Raw genomic sequence first — 24,245 nt, forward strand, 5'->3', positions numbered from 1 at the left:
AATGGCAATGTTTCGGGGAATTTTCATGAGACAACATAGATACAACAGCAAGCAGCACCGATTTTTAAAAATCGGCCTCTGTTTAATGGTTTTGGGGCACCCAATACACAGCTTAGCTGCACAATGCGAGTTCAATGTAAAAAATGAATGGCAAAGTGGCTATACCGCAGAGGTCACCGTGTTTAACAATACTGACTCGGCCATAAACGGCTGGGAAGTTGGATTAGAGTTTAACCAAGGCGAATCGATTAACAATGCTTGGCGCGCCCAATTAAGTGGTAATAGTCCATATCAATTTAGCAACCTTAATTGGAACAGCACCATTCAGCCGGGCTCATCCAAAGCGTTTGGCTTTAACGTCAAAAAGAGCAATGGGCAAGCCGTTACCACACCAAGATTATTTGGTATTTGTGAAGGAGGCTCACAAAATAATGATGTTAAGGTCGTTGCGTCAGCGTCTAACAACCAAGGCACGGCGCCTGCGACAATCAACTTTACCAGCGAGGCGACTAATTTACCGTCAGATAATGTGAGCTACCACTGGGAATTTGGTGATGGACAGACCTCCAATGAAATAAATCCTCAGCATACCTTTGAGCAAGCTGGCGCTTACTCTGTTTTATTGACCATCAAAGACGGAGTGAACGATTACCCTGCGGCGCCCATAGCAGTGACTATTAATGAAGCTCAGCCTGAGTCTGCACAATGTACTTTTGAAGTTGAACAAGAGTGGATCTCAGGATTTCGTGGCAAAGTCACTATCACAAATACAGAAAGTGTTGCTATTTCCAACTGGAAAGTACTCATGGCATTTTCAGACAACACCAAGTTGACAGGCGTTTGGCATGCTAGGCATAGTGGCAATAACCCGTATGAAATCATCAATGAAAATTACAACAGCACCATAAACCCAGGCCAGAGTTTAAATTTTGGCTTCAACGCCCAAAAAGCACAAGAAAATGATACACCAGCAATTCCTTCCCTTGGCGGTTTATGCTCATTAGACGGTGATATTAATCACGCGCCATTAGCAGTTGCATCGGCCTCTACTACATCCGGTGATTACCCACTAACGATAAACTTTAAAGGCGATGAATCTTCTGATTTAGACGATGATGCACTCACATTTAGCTGGGATTTTGGCAGCGGACAGACTTCAAGCGAGCCAAACCCTACTTATATTTATGAAGAAGAAGGCACATTTAGCGTCACGTTAACGGTCAACGACGGTGTTATAAGCACAGTCAGCGATCCAGTCACTATTCAAGTTTCAGAACCTGAGGCGCCACCAATCAGCGCACCATTTGTATTAGACCCACAAAGCTCTCATCTTTACTTTGTATCGACCAAAAAACAGCACCTCGTTGAATCACATACATTTAACAATATCAGTGGCAGTATTACACCTGAAGGGGTAGCAAGATTAGCCATTGACCTGAGCAGTGTAGATACCGATAACGACACCCGTGATGGCAGAATGAAAGAATTTTTATTCGATACCGAGTCATTCCCAACCGCCGAAGCCCTGCTTGCCATTGATTATGCTGCACTCGTTGCACTTCCTATTGGTAGCACTGAAATGCAATCCATCTCAACCACACTCAACCTCACTGGCGTTATAAAAGAAGTGAACGCTGATGTCGTTATTCGACGTCTTGCAAACAATAAAATTATGGTGCAAACCCTAACACCAATTGTGCTAGACGCCACAGATTTTGGTTTAGAGTCTGGTATTGAAACACTCAGAACATTGGCAAATTTATCGGTGATCAGTTACGCAGTGCCCGTGAGTTTTAACCTTGTTTTTGAAGCGCAGCAATAGGAGGGAAAGAAGATGAAACGCAATAATTTAACACGCTTTTTTACCTTGACTGATACTTGGTCTCATACACCTAAAATCGCTAAGTTCGCTGCCTGTTTAAGCCTACTAACCAGTGCCTCTTTTGTTCAAGCTGCACAGTGTTCCTTCACTATTCCAGACAATTGGAACAATGGTTTTAAAACAGAGATTGTCATTGATAACCAGTCAGATCAGGATCTCAATAATTGGTTCATCGAACTTACATGGGATCAAGGTATTTCACTGCAAAATAGCTGGAATGGTGATTTCAACTGCCATGATGCAGGCTGTACCATTTCGTCACAAAGCCATACCATACACGCCAATCAGTCATTTGGTTTAGGCTTTGTCGCCAATAAAAACGGCTTAACTGGTGATGTCACCATGACCTTAAGTGGTGATATTTGCACGAATTCAGAGCCCACCACGCCACCGGATGATGTAACTGAAACGGGATTATGGCAACTTGATAGCACGGCGTCTTTACTGAGTTATGTATCAGTAAAAAAAGATCATGTTGCAGAGTTAAATCAGTTTGTTACACAAAACAATGAAGCCCCCGCCCTGTCTGGCAGTATCGATGCCGAAGGTAACGTAAAACTGGCCGTTGATCTAAGTACCGTTTCGACTGGTGTGGATATCAGAAACAGTCGAATTTTAGACTTACTCTTTGAGACAGATTTACTGCCTGTCGCTTACTTCAGTGCTCAAATAGACAATGCATTGTTAAGTAATTTAGAAATTGGCCAGCCAGTTATTCAAAATGTGATTGGTGAAATGAGCTTACATGGCATCAATCATCAGATGACGCTTGATGTGCAGGTTGTCAAACTTGCTTCCGGTAACGTCAATGTCAGCACGCTTTCACCCATGATCATCGACAGTAAAAGCTTTGAAATGGACTACGGCATAGAAGCTTTGCGTATTGTTGCCAACCTCTCAAGTATTGGTGAATCTGTACCTGTCTATTTCAACCTGACTTATTTGGCTGCCGAGCAAGACAGTTTTGAGCCAGTTGCTATGGCAGAAAAGCCAGCGGCTCCCACAGAGCTCAGTGCAAGTGTGCTGTCAATCGATGCCAAGGCGCAATTGAATTGGCGTGATAACAGCAATAACGAAACCGACTATCTTGTGCGCTTTAAAAGCTTGGATGGACGCTGGCAAACGGCTGCTGAGCTGGCATCAAACTCAAGCTTTTATGAATCAGGGCTACCTGAATCAGGCGAGTTCGATTACAAGGTCATTGCACTCAACAATTCAGTACCTTCAGAACCAAGTAATATTGAGCGTATCGTTGTCACTCAAACAGATCCTGTCGCCCGAGGTATGCAACTATATCAAACGGGATGTGCAGGTTGTCACGGCTCAGAAGCAGGCGGCTTAGGGTCATTCCCAGCGCTTGATACTGAACGAGATATACAAACCATGATTGATACCATTGTCACCACCATGCCTTATGGCACACCAAGTGCGTGTGATGAGCAATGTGCAGCAGATATCGCAGCGTATCTGCAAACTCTTTGGCCTGCACCTTTGACCTGTGATGTCGGTGTTGCCCCCGTGGCATATGGGGCAAGACAGCTGAAGATTTTAACACAAACTGAGTACCAAAATACGGTCGAAGACTTGCTTGGTGTTAATTTTGAGGTATCTGATGGCTTATCCCCAGACTCTCAAATTGGCTTTTTCATCAACAATACCCATGCTAGCGTGCAACCTTCTAACTACAGTAATTACTTGTTAGTAGCTGAAGAGCTTTCACAATGGGCCGCTGAGAATAACTTTTCACCTGCGCTAAACTGCGATGCGGTTAATGAAGACTGTGCAAATCGCTTAGTGGATGAACTTGCACCGCAAATCTTCCGTCGCCCATTGACACAAGATGAAGCACAAAACTACAGATTGATAGCAACGGGCTTTTTCCACAGTGGGGATATTGAAGCAGGTATGAAACTCGCCTTAGAAGGGTTACTGTCTTCACCGCAATTTATTTATCGCCACGAATTAGGTGAACCTAATCCTGATAACTCAGAACTTGATGCAGATGCCTTCGAGTTAACATCATGGGAAATGGCGACTTTCTTGTCATACACATTCACGGGTTCAACACCTGACCAGCAACTCTGGCAAGCCGCTGAGCGTGATGAGCTTCGTGATGAAGCCAACATCATTGCCCACGCTAACCGTCTAGCTGACAGCGCTAAGTCTGTGCTTGGTGACTTTGTTGGCAGTTGGCTTGGCACAGGTAATTTAGAAGTGGCAACCAAAGATCAAACCGTCTACCCGGGTTTTGCACAATTGGTCCCAGCCATGAAAGCAGAAATGAACGAGACCTTCTCGTACATCATGACCCAACCTGATGAGAAGTTCAGCTCGCTTTATACTGCAAACTTCACCTTCGTTAATCAGTTACTTGCAGAGCACTACAATATTGCAGGTGTTACTGGCGAAGAGTTACAAAAAGTCGATACAACTGAACGTGGTGGCATCTTAGCCAATGGGGCATTTATGGCGCGCTGGGCTGAGGTTGCCGAGTCACACCCTATTTTGCGCTCAGTACGCGTGCGCCGCCGTATGCTGTGCCAAGATCAACCCGATCCACCAGCAGGTACCTTTGAAGCCAGAGAACAAAGACTGGCTGAACTCTCTGATATGTTGCAAGACCCATCAACCACTAACAAGCTTAAGTATCACAGCTTAACAGAAGGTCAGCCTTGCTCTGCTTGTCACGAAAAGTATATCAACCCAATGGGATTCGGCATGGAAGACTTTGATGCCGTGGGCAAAATCAGAAGTGCAGACAACAATGGTAATACCATAGATGCATCCGGTACCCTATTCGCCCCCGAGAAATACGCAGAAGTCAGTGAGTCCATCCCATTTAATGGCGCCAAGCAACTAGGTGCCGTGATCTCGGATCTGTCATCAGCGCAAAGTTGCTTGCCACAGCAAATGTTCCGCTACGTCATGGGCGTGGGTCACGACTCACTCGACCCAACCAGCGACGAAGATAGACGCCTATCCGAAACAGAAAAAGTCGGTTACATGTGCGAAATAGACACGCTCACAGATGCCATGATGCAAAACAGCCCAAGAGCCATGTTGGAGAAGTTTGGTTCATTGAAATCTGTCCGTTATCGCAAAGCTTGGTCCAGAAATGAATAGTGCGGGTCACAATACAGAAGGTTAATAAAATGAAAGATGAACATTTAAATAACATGATGATGTCGCGCCGTAGACTATTAAAAGTGTTTATGGCATCGGGGATTTCTACCGCCCTGATCCGCACTTCGCCATTAGTATCGGGCCTGTTGTTTGCCAGAGATGCAGATGCGCAAACCGCAGGGCTGCCAAATAAAACCGTATCCATTTATATACCCGGCGGGTCCATATCATCTCTTTGGAACCCAACTGGTAGCGGTGAAAATATGCAGTTGGGCGTGATGTCCGCAGGCTATGAACCGGTCAAAACAGAATGTAACTTTATGGTCAACATGTCACATTCCAACGCAGGACATGGCCGAATGCCAATTTTGCTGGCACAAAACTGGGGCAGCGATAGCTATGACGTGACCATGGGTAATGCACTTGGGCCTAACTTGCCGTTTCGTTATCTTAATTTGGGTGTGCACAGCAATGGTCAAGGGCAGTTAACCAAGGACAATCGCAACCACTTGCCGTTCCAAGAAAACCCGTTCACCGTTTTTAAAATGGTGTTCGGCAGTGCACAAGGCAGCAATAGTAAAACGCCTATCATGAATGCGCATATGTCGGCGGCCAATGCGATTAAAAACCGATTGGCCGGTTATGAAATACAAAGAATGAATGACCACCTCGATGCGATTTCAGATACTCAGCGCCGTTTAGATGACCTATACGGCGGCGTATCTTGCGGTATCGCACCGGATAACACTGAGTTTCCTTTAACCTTTGATACCTTCAGTCAACAAGCCCGTTTGCAAGCAGATATTGCCGTAGCTGCCCTGCAATGTAACTTGACCAGCTCAGTATCGTTGGCATTTGGTAACCATCAGGCGGAGTTCCGTATTCCTGAATTAAATTTCCAAGGCCACTATCACAATGCAATTCATGGCGGGAGCAACGGCCAGCCAAACTATCCGTATTACACCGAAATGCGTAGCCACTTGGGTAGCCTAAGTGCGTACTTAATCCAAAAGCTGAAAGCGGCAGGCATACTGGATAGCACCGTCGTACTAGAAACATCAGATATGGGACACGCAGATAAACATTCTGCAAACCCATGCTCGTACCTTATTGCTGGCGGCGGCGCACGTATCAACCGAGGCGTAGTCAGTAATATGGGCTCAGGTTATAACCAACATGATGTACTGCATACAGCTGCTAAAGCGTGCGGTGTTGACCTTGGATTTGGCAAGGAGATCCCTGGGATTATTGTTTAATAGGTGATGACTTTATAAGCCCCTTTTTTAGGGGCTTATTAATTTGCTGTACATGCATTGGCCATTAAAGGTAGCTACAATGCAATTAAAATTAAAATTCTTTCCATACTCAGAGTTCCAGCTAACATTTTCACCTACAACTGTTTTTGCATAACCGTAACATATCAACATAAATAGATAAGCGACAAAACACAACATATACTCATGGCACTTTTAACAAAAAAACGATTGTCTGATATCTTTTATCGTCCCTAGTGATTGACTTTGATTAGGTGGGGAATTTGTTTTTATCAAAAAAATTAATGGAGAACTGGCTAAGTATCGTTTGGATTATACACTTCAACACCTTTTCCATTTATAACCCAACCGACCTTTCCTTTTTGAATGATTTTTATAGCCATATAGTCTTTAGTATACTGAATTCCCTTCACCTGAAACGTTTTGGTGGGAATAACTTCAAACACTATGGTGCAAGAAGCAATGTTCTGATAGCCGCATTCCCAATCGTTAAATGCAGGCACAAACTCGCTGATCTTTACAACTTTTTTTTTGTCTTTATAAGTTTCAGCTTGCCAAAAAAAAGTGATGGTTATAATAGTTGTTAATAGTATAAAAATGTTTGTTTTCATTGGGATTATTAAAGCCTAATTACAAGGCTGGGATAAAAGCGCGAAACAACATATCCAAGATGCCTTCATTCTAACCGATGTGCAGCTGGTTATGTAATCATAAAGCAAAGTATTATTTATGGACTTGACCTATTGAATTTGAAGTAAGCTAAAAATGGACAGGCACTTTTAAAAAGGCAAGTGAATCAATGCATTTCAAATGCCTAAACTTATTTTACAAATAAAAGCTGTCAAAAACTCAAAGTGTGAAAGACATAAGTTCCACTTAGGAATATTTTCATTTTGTAAAACGAGAAAAATCTAGGTGTGGAATATGGATAAGACCACTTTTTACTAGCCAGCCCCCTTATACCATTTCACATCATTTTTTGCAGACATGGGAGACGCAGATAAACATTCTGCAAACCCATGCTCGTACCTTATTGCTGGCGGCGGCGCTCGTATCAACCGAGGCGTGGTCAGTAATATGGGGTCAGGTTACAACCAACATGATGTGCTGCATACAGCTGCTAAAACGTGTGGTGTTGACCTTGGATTTGGCAAGGAGAACCCTGGGATTATTGTTTAATAGGTGATGACTTTATAAGCCCCTTTTTTAGGGGCTTATGGTTTATACCGTCTTCCTTACCTACCTTCTGCACAATGCACTCGCTGAGGTTTTTCATGTACCAGCTAATGTCATACAGTCTCGCTCGCCACTTTTCAATCAACTCTGATACAAGTAGCTGCTCTACTTCAGTTAATACTTATCTTCTGTGCATAAAAAAGCACGGCGTTCACCGCGCTATTAATTTATCATCAGAGGTCGACGACAAATATATCAGTGCTTTTCGAGCTTAATATAAAAGGCTCACTAGAGTAACTACGGTTCTTGGTGGCAACCAATCTCGCTGTCGCAATTTGCAGCGCGATTGCGCCATATCATCCCATCCATACGCACGCGCCAGATAGCTGTGTCATGGTGAGTGCCATCACGATTTTTCGTAACAACTTTAACATCGGTATAGTAGCCACCTGAATGCAGTGCTCTCAGTCCTTCTCGTAATTGAAGATAATCCAAGCTAGTCATTCCAAAGCTACCGCATTCTGAACGACACCTATACTCGTACCTTTCCATGGCCTTGATGGAGGAATTACCTTTGCCTAGCATGTTGTCGCTCATCACTCTGCCATCCATCACAAACTGAGCATACTGTTTAATAAACGGATGAAGCTGCTCAGTTGTCAGTCCCAAGTATGTGGCTAAGCGGGCATCATTTAGGTTTATCTCGGCTCTGAGGCGTTTTTCAAACTCTGGGGAATAGCCCTCGGCATGGTACGCTGCTTCCTGTACCGCAGGGATCTGATCAAAAGGCAAGATATCATCAGGCACTCCACTGTCGTGATAGCCAGCTGGTGCAGCCAGTTTGGTCATAAAGCGCTCATACTTCTGGGCGACATTGGCATAGCGCTCAACACTTATTCCCAATGCTTTAGCGCCTTCACCAAATGCCACCTGCATTTCCTTAAATTCAGCCATTGCCTGCTCACCAATCTGGCTGTTGGTATGTGCGAGCGTGCTATGACTCAGTAATGCTGCAAGTATAAATACGGTCAGTCGTAACTTTTTCATTTCAAATCCAATCCTTTTCATTTCAAATCCAATCCAATCCAATCCAATCCAATCCAATCCAATCCAATCCAATCCAATCCAATCCAATCCAATCCAATCCAATCCAATCCAATCCAATCCAATCCAATCCAATCCAATCCAATCCAATCCAATCCAATCCAATCCAATCCTTTTCATTTCAAATCCAATCCCTTTCAATTGGTAATAAAAAGTTATATTAATGTGTTTTTTTGTCAACGCCCTAGCTGTGTGTTTTTTGTGCTTTTAGTTCTTTGCAGGTTTAGAGCTAATAACCCCAGCACCTGCATACTTTTATATCCTATAAAGTTAATTGCCTATGAACATACTAAAAGCGATACTAAAAATGAACACGCACTTTTAAAAGATAAGATAAGTTAATCAATGCAATGCATTTCAAATGCCGAAACTTATTTTACAAATAAAAGCCGTCAAAAACTCACAATGTGAAAGACATAAGTTCCACTTAAGAATATTTTCATTTTGTAAAACAAGAAAAATCTAGGTGTGGAATAAGGATAAGACCACTTTTTACTAGCCAACCCATGCTCGTACCTTATTGCTGGCGGCGGCGCACGTATAAACCGAGGCATAGTCAGTAATATGGGGTCAGGTTACAACCAACATGATGTGCTGCATACAGCAGCTAAAGAGTGCGGGGTTGACCTTGGATTTGGCAAGGAGATCCCTGGGATTATTGTTTAATAGCTGATGACTTTATAAGCCCCTTTTTTAGGGGCTTATAAACTTACAATTATATAAAATAATTTGTTAGGCGAGTTTTCCTACAAGGATCACTGAGTTAAAAACACGATCATTATCATCTACTATATCCTCCATGAGTGTTTTGAAGGAAACATAGAACGAGCAATCTAACTCTTTAAGCGCCGCCTCTAATTCTGACTCGGTTGCGTCAACCTCTTTTCCATCAAAAAAATAGGGGACTACAAAAGATAAAGCTAATCCGATATCTTCGTAATCAGTGGCTGCTGTTGTCGTTTTCAGGTCATTAAAGGCTGAATTCAGGCAATTCTCAATTTTTGACTTTAAACACTTCCTATTACCTTCGGGCAAATATAGAAATAAATGTTTAGCTTCACAGATTACATCTTGTCCTTGAAAGTGAAAATACAGATCAATCCTGCCCATCTTTCTTTCAGACTCTGCTCCCTTTTCAGAAGAAAACTCCTCCTGAGCAAACCCACCTCTGCGCCAAACAGCTCCGGCAAGTGCACTAATATTAGAGCGCTCGTTATACCAATAAAGGTTATCACCGCTTTTTGTAAGCTCAATATAGTCACGGTTAAGTTTAAGCCACTCTTCAAAAACTGGCTTCAGCTTTTTAAACTCTTTTTTATTCTTATTTACGAACATGTTGGTTTCGACACCAAATAACTCCATTTAACCACCTCTATACCTAGATTCACCTAACCAGTTAAAAAAAACGAGCCCAACCCTTTTATTTTTGCGTACAAGGATTGTTAAATTAATAGCTTCTCAGCTTTATATAATACAAACAGCAAATTAAGAAACCATTTTAAATATAAAGAATAAAAAAAAGAACAAACGATAATATGAAAACCGCCACCATGATTGTGAACGCTTTTGATTTACGCATTGAACTTAACAATGCAAATTCTGTATGTGGAGTAAATAAGTCAGCAATACCGAAGGAATGGCCGCATCTTGGTTATTTATTTTTCATTCTAATACGTATTTCCTGTTCGTCTAATTGTACAACTAACTTAGACGAACAAAGAGTTCTTTAACGCTTTTTTGTACATGCTCCTACGCTTTCTTAGTTGACACAAACCAAGCTGAAACACGGCCAGTTAATGCAGTGGTACCTGCAGCGAAAGTAAAAATGCATAGGCAAGTAACAATCAAAATATCAACAAAAGATGCCTGAGCATATATGAAACCATTAACTTCAGATACGAGCGCAGAAATACCGCTAATACAGAATAAAAAAGCTAGAAGCCGAAATGGCCAGCGCATTTTTGAATGTTTTTTGCCAAAGCTCATAATTTTATATATTTCCATTGATTTATAAAGCAGTAGTCAGTGCAACGACGCAGTAATTTAATACACTAAATTGTTATGCACCTACTGCTCAAATATTGCATATGCCAACTCGTTAATTTGAAAAAAATCTACCTTGGTGAAACTTAGATTTGACCCAATCCCCTTGATAGCAGCAGCTGTTCATATAGACAATTTATTGCATCAAACATAACAATAACTTAAGAGGTTGTCACCAAATTATAAACAATAAATTTATATCTAAACACCTACAACAGGAGGAAATTCAAGAGACGTGCTCCATATTGAACTATCTTCAAAGCGGATATTATGGAAAAGCGATGTAGCAAGCCATGTTATTTATCAATTAAAAGGGGAAACAAGAAATGTTTAATCAATATGTCGATGCCAAGTATGTATCTTAAGAAGTCATTATGCATACAGCACATTAAATACACTTGATAAAGTTTATACCGCATAGGTTTATCGCAACATTATTCTAACAGCCTTCAGTACTCACGCCCTATCAGCACACATTTTTGAATAGTCAATCAAACACAGCAGGCCCCTCCTTTAAAATACTTTGCTAAAGTATTCATAAACAAATTCAACACCTCTTAAAATTATTCTGTTTTTTACCACGATAAACGAAACTCATAACACAAAATACACCAATAAAATGGGGGAGGATTTTATACTAAATGCAAATAGTAGCTTATATTTAACAAAAATTAAGGAAGAAGTAAGTCTTCACATTCACTATACAGAAACACAGAGTCTCTCAGAACATACATGACATATTAAACGTTTTGTGTAACGGGATGTAATAACATTTAGTAAACCTTGCTGATACGCTCAAAACTTGTTTGAAAATTAATCTACCGTTGATTTTTATAAAGCAAGGAAAGTAAACCATGAGTAAGCAAGACCCCATTGCGCAATTGCAAGTCGAAATTGCGCAACTTCAATCTGCATTTGAAGATCTAAACAAACAATGCTCTAAAACCGATACGCACAGCGCCATATTACGCTGCGCCTCATGCATCCCACAACAACTTAGCAGCTGCACAGACAATGCAACTAACCCGCAACAGCCGCAATTTGTTCCGGACTTTAATGTACCGCTAATCGCTGCCGGTGGTGGCGACCAAAACTGTGACATCTTCGCAAGGCTTGGGCCATTAGCTGGGTTAATTGGTACTTGGGTGAGTACGCGATATGGCGGGTTTAACGTAATGCCGATCCCACAAGATAATGCCCCAAACGGATTTATATTAAAAAATATGTCCTACTACGAAGTGATGACTTTTAGCGCTATTCAGGGCAAGGTGGCAAATCGTGCGGGTAATTACGAGCAAGATGCCTACACCATTTTTTATTCACAAAGGGTATTTTTTGCCGATGGGCCGCAAAAAGATGAGCTGGTGCATGCTGAGAATGGCAGCTGGTTACATCAAGTCACGGCCCGTCAGGGACAAGGTACACTGAACAAAAGACCATGGGTGCCGGATACCCCTAACCCGCTCCCAGAGCAAGCAAAAAACCGCACCATCGTAAAACAAGTGTCTGTACCCCACGGGAACTCTATTTTAGCAATAGGAGGCCACGATTGCTTTAGGGGGGCGCCCAACATCCCTGTAGCAAGCGCCTTGCCTGCGACTGATAGCGCTAGTTTTAAAGCCCCCTACGGTACCGACATTCCTGAAAACCCCAATGTTAATCCCAACATTGTGCTGCAAATTGCTTTGGATAGCCTTTACCAACAAGGTATAGGCGTGATTGACACCACGGTGCTGGATGTAGACACACATGCCGATGGCAATATCGCCAATACGCCTTTTATGCAAGCGCACTCTAATGTACCTCGCTTCAAAACTACGTTGTGGTTAGAACAACTATCTAATGGCCAGAATATGCTCCAGTACAGTCAGGATATTACCTTGGAGTTTAGCTTGGCAAACAGCAAAGACCCGAGTAAACGGAGCTGCTATACGTTTCCACATATAACGGCTAACACCCTATTTAAAGTGCAATAAATACCCTACTGGAATGTGTTTAATACGTCTTTTCAAGACGTCATGTTTGCCATTTGTGACGTATTCGGCAAGCAATAAACCTAGGTTGTATTTGGTATGTGATACCAAATAACACAATAAACTTAACTTAAGGAAAGTACGATGAGCGAACAAGCTATCAAAGAACTTCAGTTACAAGTAACTGAGCTCACCTCTAAAGTCAAAGCATTAGAAGCACGCTGCAACCCATGCGGCATCGCAGACTGTGCTGTATGTTATTACTGCACACCGTGTGCGCCATGTGCCGCACCTACTATCTTATGTGTCCCTTGTACTATCACGCTATGCTCAACCTGTGCGCCTGTTGGTACCAGCTACCAGCCACTAGGCCCACCAACACCATGTGTTGCCTGCGTACAATGTGAAGCAAACTATAAGTGCGTTACGTGTGAACCTGTCACCAACTGTGTCACCTGCTACCCCTGTATTGTCAATTTCTGTGCACTGTGTCAACCAGGCCAAAATCTACAATGTCAGCAATGTGCCCCTATCTCTCAATGCGATACTTGCTACCCGTGCATTGTGAATTTCTGTCAGCAATGCGCTCCAATCACCCAATGTGTATATTGTTACCCCTGTACAATTACGCAATGCCAGCAATGCGAGTCTGTCACCAAGTGTGATACTTGTTATCCATGTATTGTGACTTTCTGCGTGATGTGCCAGCCGGGTCAAAATGGACAATGCCAACTATGTACCACTACCACCAAGTGCGAAACATGCTATCCATGTATAGTGAATTTCTGCCAACAATGTGAGCCAGTTACCAAATGTGATACCTGCTATCCGTGCATAGTGAATTTCTGTGCTTTGTGTCAAACGGAGCAAAAAGCACATTGCCAGCAGTGTACACATATCACTAAATGCGATACCTGCTATCCATGTGTGGTGAACTTCTGTGCTCAGTGCTATCAATGTGCAACTCAATGCGTTCAGTGCACCCATCAATGCACTCAATGCACTTACCAATGCGCTCAATCTACCCAGCAGTGTGTGCAGGGTTACCAATGTGTAACTTGCACGCCATGTAGCACCGGCGGCTAGCGCAGTAATTGACACTCCCCGCTTTATGCGGGGCGTGTCTTAATAAATTGGATGTTTAATTTATGAAAAAGCTAAAATTAACACCGGCTGCGAGTATCAACCCCAATAGCAACGGTGTACTATTAAGTTCAGATTTGGGAGACTTCCAGATCCACGGTCGAGATACATCAGACTTTGTTGAAAAAATCCTACCATTATTGAAAGGCGAACTGACACAGGCTGAAATCTGCACCCGCTTGCCTGAATATGCAGATGCGAGTATTGAGGCAGTGTTGCAAATGCTCAGCCAGTATGGTCTGTTAGAAGAAGTCTCTGAACAGCTCGAGTTCAAGCCACCGGGTTTAGTGCAAGCTCGATTTTTACGCCCTTGGCAGCAAGCTAACCAACAACCACATAGTCAAGACCAAATATATTCTCTTGAGCCCTGCCGAATACTCGTTATAGGCCTTGAACCCTGGGCAATCACTCTGCTGGAAGAGCTGGGCACAGCAGGTGTCGGCCATATTCATTTATTAGATAAAGAAAACATCACCAGCGACGACTTAACATGTCACCGTTTTCTCACAACGCAAGACATTGGTAAACCCAGAGCGCAGATATTTGCAGCGGCACTGCAACAGCGTAACCCTTGGATGCAGATCAGCTACTCCGAGCTCACAAGCGATACCAACCACTTAGGCAGTCCGTCAAATGATTGGGATTTAACCATTGTCACGTTCAGTAAAGATGCTCACTTTTGGTCGCATAAAGTCTCTGAATATGTGCACCAACACAAGATTAAAACACTCTATGGCCACTTAGACGGTCTGGAGAGTTGGATAGGCCCCTTGGTCAATTTAGACGATGCTACCTTTAGTTCATGCTGGAACTGCTTAAGACTCAGAAAGTTGGGTACAGAACAACACGGTGAGCTTGCGCACGAGTTAGAAAAGAACCATAAAAATAATCGTGACGGTCGTGCCCGCAGTATGCTCACTCCTATGTCAGCCATCACAGGTCAGCAGCTTGCTATGGAAGCGTTAAAAATTCTTTGGGGCTATAGCGAAAGCGAGCTGTCATCACGTGTGATGGTGCAAAATCTAGTCACACACCAAGCTGAAAAGCATGCCATTATTCCTATTCCTTGGTGTGATGTATGTGGCTTTGATCATAACCATGCAAATAACCATGCGTTATCCATGCATCGTGACACTCAATCTGCTCAAAATCCCCTAAATCAACTCCAAGATGTTGAACAATTTACATCTCTATTTGAAGGCTGGGTGGACCCGGTAACTGGGATCGTCCGTCAGCTTACTGGGCATGCGCCGCATTTACCTGACTTTCCAATAACCGCATCTGCCGGGGTATCTTCATTTACTGAGGGCGAATTTGACCCAAGAGCGGCAGGTCAGGTCGGCTCAGGCAAAGGGTTAGATCATATTTCAGCACACATCAGTGCCGTCGGTGAGGCACTCGAGCGCTATTCAGCAGCCAGATACCAATTAAGTGATTTAAAATACGCCTCAATTAGCCAGTTAAATGGTCACTATGTTGACCCTGATACTTTGGTTCTGTATTCAAACAAGCAATACAGTACACCCAATTTCCCATTTCACAAATGGCATAGAAAACAAAAGATACACTGGTGTCGCGGTAGCTGGCTGGCAACCAATGAATCTGTTTGGGTACCAGCATTGGTCAGCTACTTTAACTTTGCCTGCCCTTATAAAGAGCAGTTTAGTCAAGTGTCTTCAAACGGGCTGGCAGCCGGTCAGAACAATGATGATGCCGCGCTCAGAGCCTGTTACGAACTCATTGAACGCGACGCTATGATGCTAACTTGGTATGCTCAGCTACCGTGTGAACGTCTTAGCTACGAAACGCTTAATCAAGGCAAAATGCGCGTTATGATTGAGGACTTAACGAAGTTAGGCGTTGAACTAGAGTGCTATTTACTGGATGTTGGGTTACATGTGCCAACGGTCGTATGTCTGGCGCTGGGAGATGGCTACCGTACCCCTGCAGCTTCCGTGGCTTTAGCCACTCACGGCGACATCAAGGTTGCAATGCGAAAAGCGCTGCTGGAGCAAGGGCATGTAATGCCTTACCTGTGCCAGCTGATGCGTTCAGGACAGCAAATCCCTCAGCAGGTCAGTGATGTAACCAGTCTGGAAGATCATGCCGCTTATTATTTTAGTAAAAGCAAACTCGCTGCATTTGACTTTATGCGCCGCCCATTCAGCGAGGCCAAAACGCTAGAAGACTGGCCATATGATGTGATCACACATGTCAATCAACTTAAGCAACGCCTAGATGCAGCAGGCATACAAATCGCCATTGTGGATGTGACCTCTCCTGATATGGCACTTAGTCCGTTTAGAGTAGCTCGTGCTATTGGTGTCAATATGCAGCCCATTCACTTTGGTGAGCAATTCAAACGGGTAGATAACCCAAGATTGCGCAAGTTATTACAAGGGCGCCCTGTTAATAAAGAACCACACCCAATTGCTTAAAAAAGGATAATATTATGAAAGTACTCGTTTGTGGTACACATTATGGTTCCACTTATATTCGCGCATTAACCCAGCTTCCACAAGATAGCTTCACGTGCGTAGGTGTCTTGTCAAAAGGTAGTGAGCATTCTCAACAAATTGCACATCAACTGGGTGTCCCCTACTACAATGATGTCACCAAGGTACCATCTGAAACCATTGATATTGCGTGTGTAGCAATATCCGGCGAAGCAGGAAAAGCCATTGTGTTATCGCTCCTAAAGCGCGGCGTCTCTGTGTTATGTGAGCACCCTGTTGATCCTACGTTTGTCAAAGAAGCATTGGCACTTGCCAAGCAGCATCAGGTTTATTTTCACGTTAATGGGCACTTTGCCGATCTGTATGCTCCACAGGCATTTTTACAATCAATCCTAAACGCGTATCAGCAAGGGTTTAGCTGTATGCATTATGCTATGGGTGCCAACCTAAGAACTCTCTATTCAGCACTTGATCTACTAGGCCGCGCACTCGGTGGCTTTAAAGGACTAGAAGTCATCAAATACAGCGGTAAACCAATGGCGTTTCAGCCTGTTATGCTCAAAACCGACCACCTCACAGTATCTATCTTATGTCAAAATTTCTCGTCCGTTGAAGATGATGGCAGCGCTACTTTTTTAAACCATCAATGCTCTGCACTGTTTCAACACGGTACCTTAACACTCAGTGAAACGACTGGCCCTTTGAGCTGGTTTCCTTCAAGCCAAAGTCTGCCTGCTGAATCATGGCGAACCTATATGCCTATAGAACTCGCCCCAATGGATAAGCAACAGTTAATGGGTCACAGAGATCAGTGCAATCTGGCTGCCATTGCCGTATTAGCGGCGACGATACGAGGTGAAACGCAACCTGTATATCAGCAACCTGATTACTTATTAGGGCTGAGTCAGTTGTGGTTAGCAGTCTTAATGGAGCTGCAACCCCAATCAAAAGATGACTGTGCAGCATAATAGAGCTCGCATCAATCTATAGGGCTTCAAATGTGTTGAGACAACTTGCAACCGCACAATCAGTTGACAGAAGACATCCGGTGAAGTGGTAGCGGCGCCAGCTACGGAGTATGTGATTTAATTAACTCTACTAGCGATGATACTGTTGGTGGCAAATTGAAAAGGGATAGGTGATGCAGCCGGTGTTATAAAAATAAACCGTGAGCAAACACTAGGGCTGCACAATTTTTCTGGAAATCATAGCGTTCTCATGATAATCACTTCAGATTTAGTAGATGCAGATGTTGTACATGACTTGCTTAATTATTTCAGCCAGCTCATTTATAAAGTATAACCATACTAAATGGATAAGCTGAGATACAACAGTCTGAGCAGGCACTTTTTATAAACAAAAATATATCTCTGTTTTAAAGTTCCTCCGATTATGAAAGTAAACTCACACTGAAAAAACGCAACTTAATTAGCACCCATTAAAGTACCGACTCTTTTTACAATATTCGTCAAAAAAGCGTTACATTTAATCTGATAGAAAAGTAATAAACATGGCCATTGGCAATGGCCACGTTAAGCATTAATGCGAGATTAAGCTAACTTTGCTTAAAGTCGCCCATAGGTATGCCATTGAGCGTCAAAGGTGTATATTCTGCCATTTTTGTGAATCGGGCCCAAACACTGAATATGGCCCCGATGGCGATACGTAAGCATATACCCCTGAATTTCAACATGAGATGCTGACACATTGCTCATAGACATCGGTGTAGAACCTGCATACTCATATTGGCAAATTGTAATTGGCCCATAATATGAAGTAGCGTTTACAGAAACTTCGTCAGATGCAGATACTGACAGCGATGATAATAACAATAATGGTGCAATATATTTTTTCATTTTTATTTCCTTATTTTTTTATGATATCAACTCAAGATATCCATTTAAAAAATCACATAATAAAAAAACAAAATCAACACGTAGAATTTCAAAAAAATAACATTTAAAAACAAAAAACTATAGACCAAACAAAAATAAATAATCAATAAAAACATAGATATGCAGTTATAATTTCTCACAATAAAAAAGGTTACTTTATTGGTGAACTTTTTGTTACTCTTTAAATTTAGGCACCAATTAGCGATTAGGGTAAATAATTTCTTTTTTTCAGCCATATATAAAAGATATATACGTACTCATCAATAGCGCAATAATCTAGGCAGAGTACAATGTCACGCGCTATGTGTCTCTCTTAACACTGAGCTCTGTTCATTTGCCAATTCAGCTGAATGAATAGTTGTGGCAATCAAATCTTCAAAAATGGATAACTGGCCAGCTGGGATCAGTTGGTTTTGGATATTTCTCCGTTTGTTTGAATCAAATAGTCGCTCTGCTAACCAACCAATTAAATACACCAATGAAAGGCAGCCTCCGGCGGTGGCTATGTTTCCATTTATGACAAGTGGTAAGTCCTGAACGTCTCCTCCCATACTCTGTAGAGTCGCCTTCGCATCTGGGTTTGTAGCCAATGGCTTACCTTTTAATAATCCGAGCTCATAAAGTATAAAGGAACCCGCACAAATCGAACCAATTAGCTGCTTAGTCGGGTCAAGAACTAACGCTGAAATAAATTCAGCATCTTTCATTGCCGCTGGAATACCCCGCTTACCACTGGTGAGCAACACTGCATCTTGGCTCACAACTTCTGAAATATGGCCATCAGTTTTCACCGTAATACCAAGTTGAGAGCTATGCTCAGGCTTAGTGCCAAGTATACTCACCGTCCAACTATCGGATGTTCGACCTAGTAAGTCATACATAAGAAAAAAGTCCACATCAGTGAAATCATCAAACAATACAACACCCACTTTATACATCAAACTTTATCCTTTTTGCTTCATTTGTGGTACGCGCAACTATAAACTTCCTTTTAATAATCAATTACAGGCCAATATACTTTAGTACTTCCCTTGGCCTTTTAAAATTCATAATTGACTGGTTATGTTCTAATTTATTACCTACTAAAACAAAGTTAACGCCCAGCTCTTTACACGCTTTCAAATCCCAGCTGCCATCACCAAAATATGTAAACGATACATTTTCTTCTCTAACTGCTCTTTTTTCAGCAATTTTCATAATCTCGATTCTTGAATAATGATCATTAGCAGATGCAATGGGGATGTTGGATGTATCAATACCAGCAGATTCCAGTTTTAAAATAGCACTTTCATACCAACCGCCAGTTGCAAGTGAAATGACAACATCATCCATTTCTTTTAAGTTAGAGATAAACTGACGAGCACCAGGTATTTCAAGGATTGGGTTATTTTCAATTAGAGTTTGTATTATAGATAAGAAAGCACGCTTAATATGCTCAGAGATAAGTGCACTATTTTCAATATGTTCTTCTTTGAAAAACTGATTAAGAATCCCACTATCTGTGACATGTTCATAACGAGACCAGTTAGTATCAATATCCAACCCCGTAACTTTTTTAATTGCTTGAGTGAAACACTCAGAATCTAAATCATATGATTGGACAAGCGTGCCATCAATATCAAACATTATGTGTTTCAAAGTACAGCCCCTTTGCTTTAAACCCACTAGCCCATTATATTTACTCGAGTTTACACAGCCCTGTTAATGAAAGGTTTTATTTGGCGCTTTTTAAAAAAGTAAAAATAACAAAACTTTACCTGCGAGTATAAACCTTCTCTGTAACAACTTACTATAAGCGACTGGCACAGCATCAATATGATTACATATCATTTTTAAATTTTTTATTTTTACCCAAAGGTAGATAACCAGACCATGCTATTTGATGAACAATACTAGGAGCACCTAGCCTTGTTATTTTTGTTTATATCGCTTTTTTTATTTATTTAATACGTTTGAAAGTTGCACGCAAATATCCATCTTGCTCCCCTAAACCCAGCTTAACCAGAGGGTAGGCCCCCTCTTGGATCATAGTGTCTCCAATTATCGTAACTTTAAAAGGAATGGATACCCCTTCGTAATTTGGAAAACTGGAGTAGTCAATATGTTCAATCAGTATATTTTTCTCGTAGCTATAGCGACCCAACGATCCCCCAAAATTGTCAAACGCGACCGCTTTTTGTTCTTTGGTTAATTGATATGAGTTAAATCGAGGCCGATTAGTACCGATACTTGAAAACGCAAAATGGCTATCCGTAAATATTTTTATCATTTCACGACTTTTACCATCAAAGGTAGTGTATTTCTGGTCGCCTATCACGAGTGTTTCAAGTTCTAGTTGCCACTCACCTTCAAGGGTATCAACTTGACTGCTATTGTTTGTAGCTTTACATCCGCTCAGTAATCCTGCTGCTAGTACTAAAGTAAATAAAATTCTCATCATTCATATATCCATATTATTTTTAAATCAAGGGTATCAACGTTTAAATACAAGAAAAGATAATCACCCACGGTTTAGCCTCGGCTTTTACAAGGTGAGGAAAAAGCCGGAGCCATAATTAAGTTTATTAAGTAACAAAACAACAGCGACTTAAGCGAACAAACATAACACAATGTTCATTTTTTTAGATACCCATAAAGAATTTATCTCGTAGCCCTATATTGAAGACTACCGTGGTGCACTGCCATCCATTTTTGGTTGTATCTCTTCACCTAAAATCGCTATGAGAAAGCTTATCAAGCAATATAAGTCTAAATACACAATATAATTCTCAGCGTTAACTTCACTTCCTTGATTGACTTATTATAAGCCTTTAAGCCTATGAATTATTATTCGCTATTATTGCAGCATTTGATAAATACCTTCAACTGATTACTACACTCAGTATTTTGCTAATAGAAAAACACAAAAAGCACAGCCTACACAACATACTATTAGGTGATAGATTTGAGCCTCCCCCTTATGTGTGGCTTTGTTGTTTTAATGCTCCTGCCAATTCATTTGCAGTTTGACCGACCATATGGTTACAGTATTACAATTGAACACATTTAACACAACAAGGAGAAAAGGAATTGAAGTCGTTAAGTTTAATGCTGATTATGTTCAGTGCCTGGTTGCCAATGCAGGGAAAAGCTTTGGAGGACATCCAACTCTGTGACAACACAAAAGTCTATAACAAGGGAGATATTTGCGAATACCACAAAGTACTATATATGAGTACACATTGGACCCAAAACACCTTACCAGAACAATCCAGTGTCTGGCTGAGGCTCGATATCCAGAATGCTACCGATTGGACCACGCAGAATACGTATCAGCGGGCCAGCATCGTTAAGTTTAACAATGCGCTATTTGCCGCGACGGACTGGAATATTAATAACTGCCCTATCAAGCACAGTGCATGCCCCGCAGAAGCCACACATTACAATAGCTGGGTTCAGGTCAATATCGAAAATAATGAGCCTGTGGCCGATATTCAAGTAACTTTGACCCTTAAAGATGATGGTCAGCCACTGGATAACGGTGCAATATTAATCAATAACGTTTATCAAGGCTTAACCAATGATAATGGAATACTAAGGTTAGAATACCCTTTACCAGATGGCAGCACGGAAGTGGAAATCCATCACCAGGGGGCTTCAATAAGACAATATATTACTCCCGGTAATGCCTATCAGTTTACACTTATTTTTGATGATGACAGTGAAGTGTATACAAAAGACGTTGAGCTTATTGGCGTGCCCGATAAGATCACACCCGATACTGATTTGGCGCTCTCATTTAAAAGCCCACGCTATGGCAACCTTCTCACGCAATATATCGAGGATATCTCTATTGGGCAAGTATCAATTGGAGCTACAGAGTACCTTGATAAATTGGTCAAACTAAATGAGCATGGAGTACTGCTTATCAAAGATAAACCCGTATTCTTGGATATTCTGACTCGTCTAGGAAATGATCAACTGGAACTATGTTACACCGCCAGTAATGATAACCAACAGTTTTTTGGGAAATGCGTTGAAACCTACTTTGCAGCAGCAAAAATTAAGCTTGGCGTCACACCACACGCTGCACACCCCAATATTGACTATTCAAGCGTCAAACTCACTGCACTTCATGAACAAAGTGGATTTAGCTTGGATCTGAAACTGGATGAAAACGGCAAGTACCAATCAGGGTTTATTCCGGGAGGCCACTGGAAACTGCAAGCACACTGGCGTGCAATGGACGGCAAGACCTATAATTCTGTGGCCTTCGTGGAACTCGGGCTGTTTATGGATATTAGTCTGCACCTTAAAGGTTATCAAGAAGCCACAAGTATTGATAGCTATTACACTATACATGCGCAAACTCCTTCCCAACCTGTTGCTTCACCAAACAACACTGAACAAGCACAAGAGGCCGCTGAACCGGCCAAAAAATTGATAGAGGAAGCGGTTGAACAAACCACCCAGATAGTGGAGTCTTACTTACAGTCTCACTCATCTGGTCAGCCTTTTTCAGAAGCAGCCAGCCAACCCCCTAGGATGCTTTTTGTCTCTTCAAAGAAAGGCGGTATTCAACTGCCCTTCCCCTCTGAATATGAATATACCATTGACGCATCTGTAAAAACGATATCGCTATTTTATACCATGAACACCCTCGAGTTCACCGATGTCTATTTAGGTGAAAACCACACCCCACAAAATGATGTCTGGTCAGTCTCATTGCAAGGTAAAGATGGCATGCCGTTTTACCTACAATCAAGAGGTGTATTATCACAGCAGTATATTGAGCCTATTTTGCAACCAGGTTCACGGGGAATAATGAATACCTCTGTAAAGGAAGTCTTTAATCTGGAACACCTGCCTCCAGGTGAGAAAAAAATTAAAGTGCGCCTTACAGCTAAAGATAAGCCGGGTACCTCTGGTAATCACCCAACCAATGTTGGTGCTGTTTTGATCTATCCCAATATCGCCATTGATCATGTTAAAGAGAACCTGCGTGTCGGTAACACCCGTTACGTTAAAAATTACGTTTCGATACCAGAGGCGGCCCAATTAAATACCTTTCAGCGCACTTTTGACTTAGCAGTCAGTAAACTCAACGATGTCAACATTGAAAGGGTCAAAGTGTACCTAGTTCCTCCGATTGGCGCTGGCGATGAAATACTAATCACAGACGCGGGAATCGGCAGCCCCTTTGTTACAAATTTAGGCAATGACAATTACCGTGTGATCACCACTTTTAAGCAGCAGGCTATATCAGGTTTATTGCAAAATGCCGCTTTCCATAGCTTTAACTACCGGTTTGAAGTTCACGCAGAGAAAAGTGGGACAGAGGCCGTGGCCCGTAAATACACAAGTAATAAAGTAGCACTTTGGTCATTGCCCAGCCACATTGCACGTTTTGGATCACGTGATCACGGCGGTGATGGCTGGGCTTCAAAAGGAACTTATCTCTGGCTCAATGACAATTCCCACCTGATCACTAAAGTCAATGACATCTCGGGAGAGCATGCCCGGAATATCGGTCACAAGACTCATAAATTAGGCACAGATATAGACACCTTACATTTTACAGAACGAAATAGAAATGGAACACGAAACTATAAAGCGATGAGATCGGATGTGATCAAGGCCTTAGAAGGCGACGCGGTCGCTAAAGAAAGAGTGATTGAATGGATCAGTAATCAAAGGGCTGGCTTGGCCTTATTAAGACAAAATAACGAGGTAGCACGTCTATATTCAGGGACAGGAAGAGCTTTTTCAATGTTGCCGATGCATTGGTTAAAAACCTTGATGCTAACAGGCCAGTTGACGGCCAATAGCCAAACTTTAGATACGGGTCTAGGCAGCTGGAGTGGTACGAAAATAAGGTTTAACACCATTCATGACAACCATGACCATATTACGTTAGATAGAAAAAAGTTGGTTATAAGCCCCTAAACTAATCATTACTGTGCCTATCTACCGATGGGTACACCGTTATACGCTAACCGCTTTTTATACTTTGAGACCAATAGTCTGAGCCAGCTGAAGAAAATAATAAGTTCATACCTGCCCATTATTACTACTTTTGATACTTTCTCCAAGCTTAATCAATGGCTATATATTGGTGCCAATCAACATGCTCTCTAGCGTAAGCATTTTGAAAGATTCTGTTACATATATTCCATGTCTCACCCAAGACTTGAACA

Annotated in this window: 17 protein-coding genes; 8 read left to right on the forward strand and 9 right to left on the reverse strand. The window is 42.0% G+C overall.

The window, feature by feature from the left end; genetic code table 11:
• Positions 1-25: 25 nt before the first annotated feature.
• The 3 genes from AC2CZC_RS25335 to AC2CZC_RS25345 are packed head-to-tail and all read left to right on the forward strand — an operon-like array spanning position 26 to position 6,261.
• Positions 26-1,822, forward strand: coding sequence for a cellulose binding domain-containing protein (locus AC2CZC_RS25335; RefSeq protein ID WP_484585124.1), 1,797 nt, complete (start codon positions 26-28; stop codon positions 1,820-1,822).
• Positions 1,823-1,834: 12 nt separating this feature from the next.
• Positions 1,835-5,005, forward strand: a complete 3,171-nt coding sequence (locus tag AC2CZC_RS25340) for a DUF1592 domain-containing protein (RefSeq protein ID WP_484585125.1) — start codon at positions 1,835-1,837, stop codon at positions 5,003-5,005.
• A gap of 29 nt (positions 5,006-5,034) precedes the next feature.
• Entirely contained in the window at positions 5,035-6,261 is a 1,227-nt protein-coding gene (locus AC2CZC_RS25345) for a DUF1552 domain-containing protein (RefSeq protein ID WP_484585126.1), read from the forward strand.
• 314 nt (positions 6,262-6,575) lie between these two features.
• Here AC2CZC_RS25345 and AC2CZC_RS25350 read toward each other — a convergent pair whose 3' ends face one another.
• Positions 6,576-6,890 (reverse strand): hypothetical protein, encoded by a 315-nt coding sequence (locus AC2CZC_RS25350; RefSeq protein ID WP_484585127.1) that lies wholly within the window; start codon positions 6,888-6,890, stop codon positions 6,576-6,578.
• A 376-nt stretch (positions 6,891-7,266) separates the two neighbouring features.
• Between AC2CZC_RS25350 and AC2CZC_RS25355 the strand changes: the two genes are divergently transcribed.
• Complete coding sequence (locus tag AC2CZC_RS25355; RefSeq protein WP_484585128.1) at positions 7,267-7,458, forward strand: hypothetical protein; 192 nt, start codon at positions 7,267-7,269, stop codon at positions 7,456-7,458.
• Positions 7,459-7,752: 294 nt separating this feature from the next.
• Here AC2CZC_RS25355 and AC2CZC_RS25360 read toward each other — a convergent pair whose 3' ends face one another.
• The gene (locus tag AC2CZC_RS25360) at positions 7,753-8,679 is read right to left on the reverse strand and encodes a hypothetical protein (protein ID WP_484585129.1); all 927 of its coding nucleotides are present in this window, start codon (positions 8,677-8,679) and stop codon (positions 7,753-7,755) included.
• 612 nt (positions 8,680-9,291) lie between these two features.
• Positions 9,292-9,921 (reverse strand): hypothetical protein, encoded by a 630-nt coding sequence (locus AC2CZC_RS25365; protein WP_484585130.1) that lies wholly within the window; start codon positions 9,919-9,921, stop codon positions 9,292-9,294.
• A gap of 1,535 nt (positions 9,922-11,456) precedes the next feature.
• On the opposite strand from AC2CZC_RS25365, the gene AC2CZC_RS25370 reads away from it, so the two are divergent.
• Positions 11,457-12,578 (forward strand): heme-binding protein, encoded by a 1,122-nt coding sequence (locus AC2CZC_RS25370; protein WP_484585131.1) that lies wholly within the window; start codon positions 11,457-11,459, stop codon positions 12,576-12,578.
• Positions 12,579-13,082: 504 nt separating this feature from the next.
• Here AC2CZC_RS25370 and AC2CZC_RS25375 read toward each other — a convergent pair.
• Both AC2CZC_RS25375 and AC2CZC_RS25380 read right to left on the reverse strand, forming a co-directional pair.
• Positions 13,083-13,307, reverse strand: coding sequence for a hypothetical protein (locus AC2CZC_RS25375; protein WP_484585132.1), 225 nt, complete (start codon positions 13,305-13,307; stop codon positions 13,083-13,085).
• On the reverse strand, positions 13,308-13,676 hold the full coding sequence (locus AC2CZC_RS25380) for a hypothetical protein (protein WP_484585133.1): 369 nt from the start codon (positions 13,674-13,676) through the stop codon (positions 13,308-13,310).
• Between the two features lie 47 nt (positions 13,677-13,723).
• Between AC2CZC_RS25380 and AC2CZC_RS25385 the strand changes: the two genes are divergently transcribed.
• Both AC2CZC_RS25385 and AC2CZC_RS25390 read left to right on the forward strand, forming a co-directional pair.
• Positions 13,724-16,156, forward strand: coding sequence for a TOMM precursor leader peptide-binding protein (locus AC2CZC_RS25385; protein WP_484585134.1), 2,433 nt, complete (start codon positions 13,724-13,726; stop codon positions 16,154-16,156).
• A 14-nt stretch (positions 16,157-16,170) separates the two neighbouring features.
• The gene (locus tag AC2CZC_RS25390) at positions 16,171-17,142 is read left to right on the forward strand and encodes a Gfo/Idh/MocA family oxidoreductase (RefSeq protein ID WP_484585135.1); all 972 of its coding nucleotides are present in this window, start codon (positions 16,171-16,173) and stop codon (positions 17,140-17,142) included.
• 597 nt (positions 17,143-17,739) lie between these two features.
• On the opposite strand, the gene AC2CZC_RS25395 is transcribed toward AC2CZC_RS25390, so the two are convergent.
• The 4 genes from AC2CZC_RS25395 to AC2CZC_RS25410 form a co-directional block, all read right to left on the reverse strand.
• Positions 17,740-18,030: a hypothetical protein gene (locus AC2CZC_RS25395; RefSeq protein ID WP_484585136.1), complete on the reverse strand. Its 291-nt coding sequence runs from the start codon at positions 18,028-18,030 to the stop codon at positions 17,740-17,742.
• Positions 18,031-18,362: 332 nt separating this feature from the next.
• The gene (locus tag AC2CZC_RS25400) at positions 18,363-19,007 is read right to left on the reverse strand and encodes a DJ-1/PfpI family protein (RefSeq protein ID WP_484585778.1); all 645 of its coding nucleotides are present in this window, start codon (positions 19,005-19,007) and stop codon (positions 18,363-18,365) included.
• 64 nt (positions 19,008-19,071) lie between these two features.
• Positions 19,072-19,707, reverse strand: coding sequence for an HAD family hydrolase (locus tag AC2CZC_RS25405; RefSeq protein WP_484585137.1), 636 nt, complete (start codon positions 19,705-19,707; stop codon positions 19,072-19,074).
• 301 nt (positions 19,708-20,008) lie between these two features.
• Complete coding sequence (locus tag AC2CZC_RS25410; protein ID WP_484585138.1) at positions 20,009-20,509, reverse strand: lipocalin-like domain-containing protein; 501 nt, start codon at positions 20,507-20,509, stop codon at positions 20,009-20,011.
• A 770-nt stretch (positions 20,510-21,279) separates the two neighbouring features.
• On the opposite strand from AC2CZC_RS25410, the gene AC2CZC_RS25415 reads away from it, so the two are divergent.
• Entirely contained in the window at positions 21,280-23,994 is a 2,715-nt protein-coding gene (locus AC2CZC_RS25415; protein WP_484585139.1) for a hypothetical protein, read from the forward strand.
• Positions 23,995-24,245: the final 251 nt, after the last annotated feature.

Source organism: Pseudoalteromonas sp. MMG033, assembly GCF_057197785.1.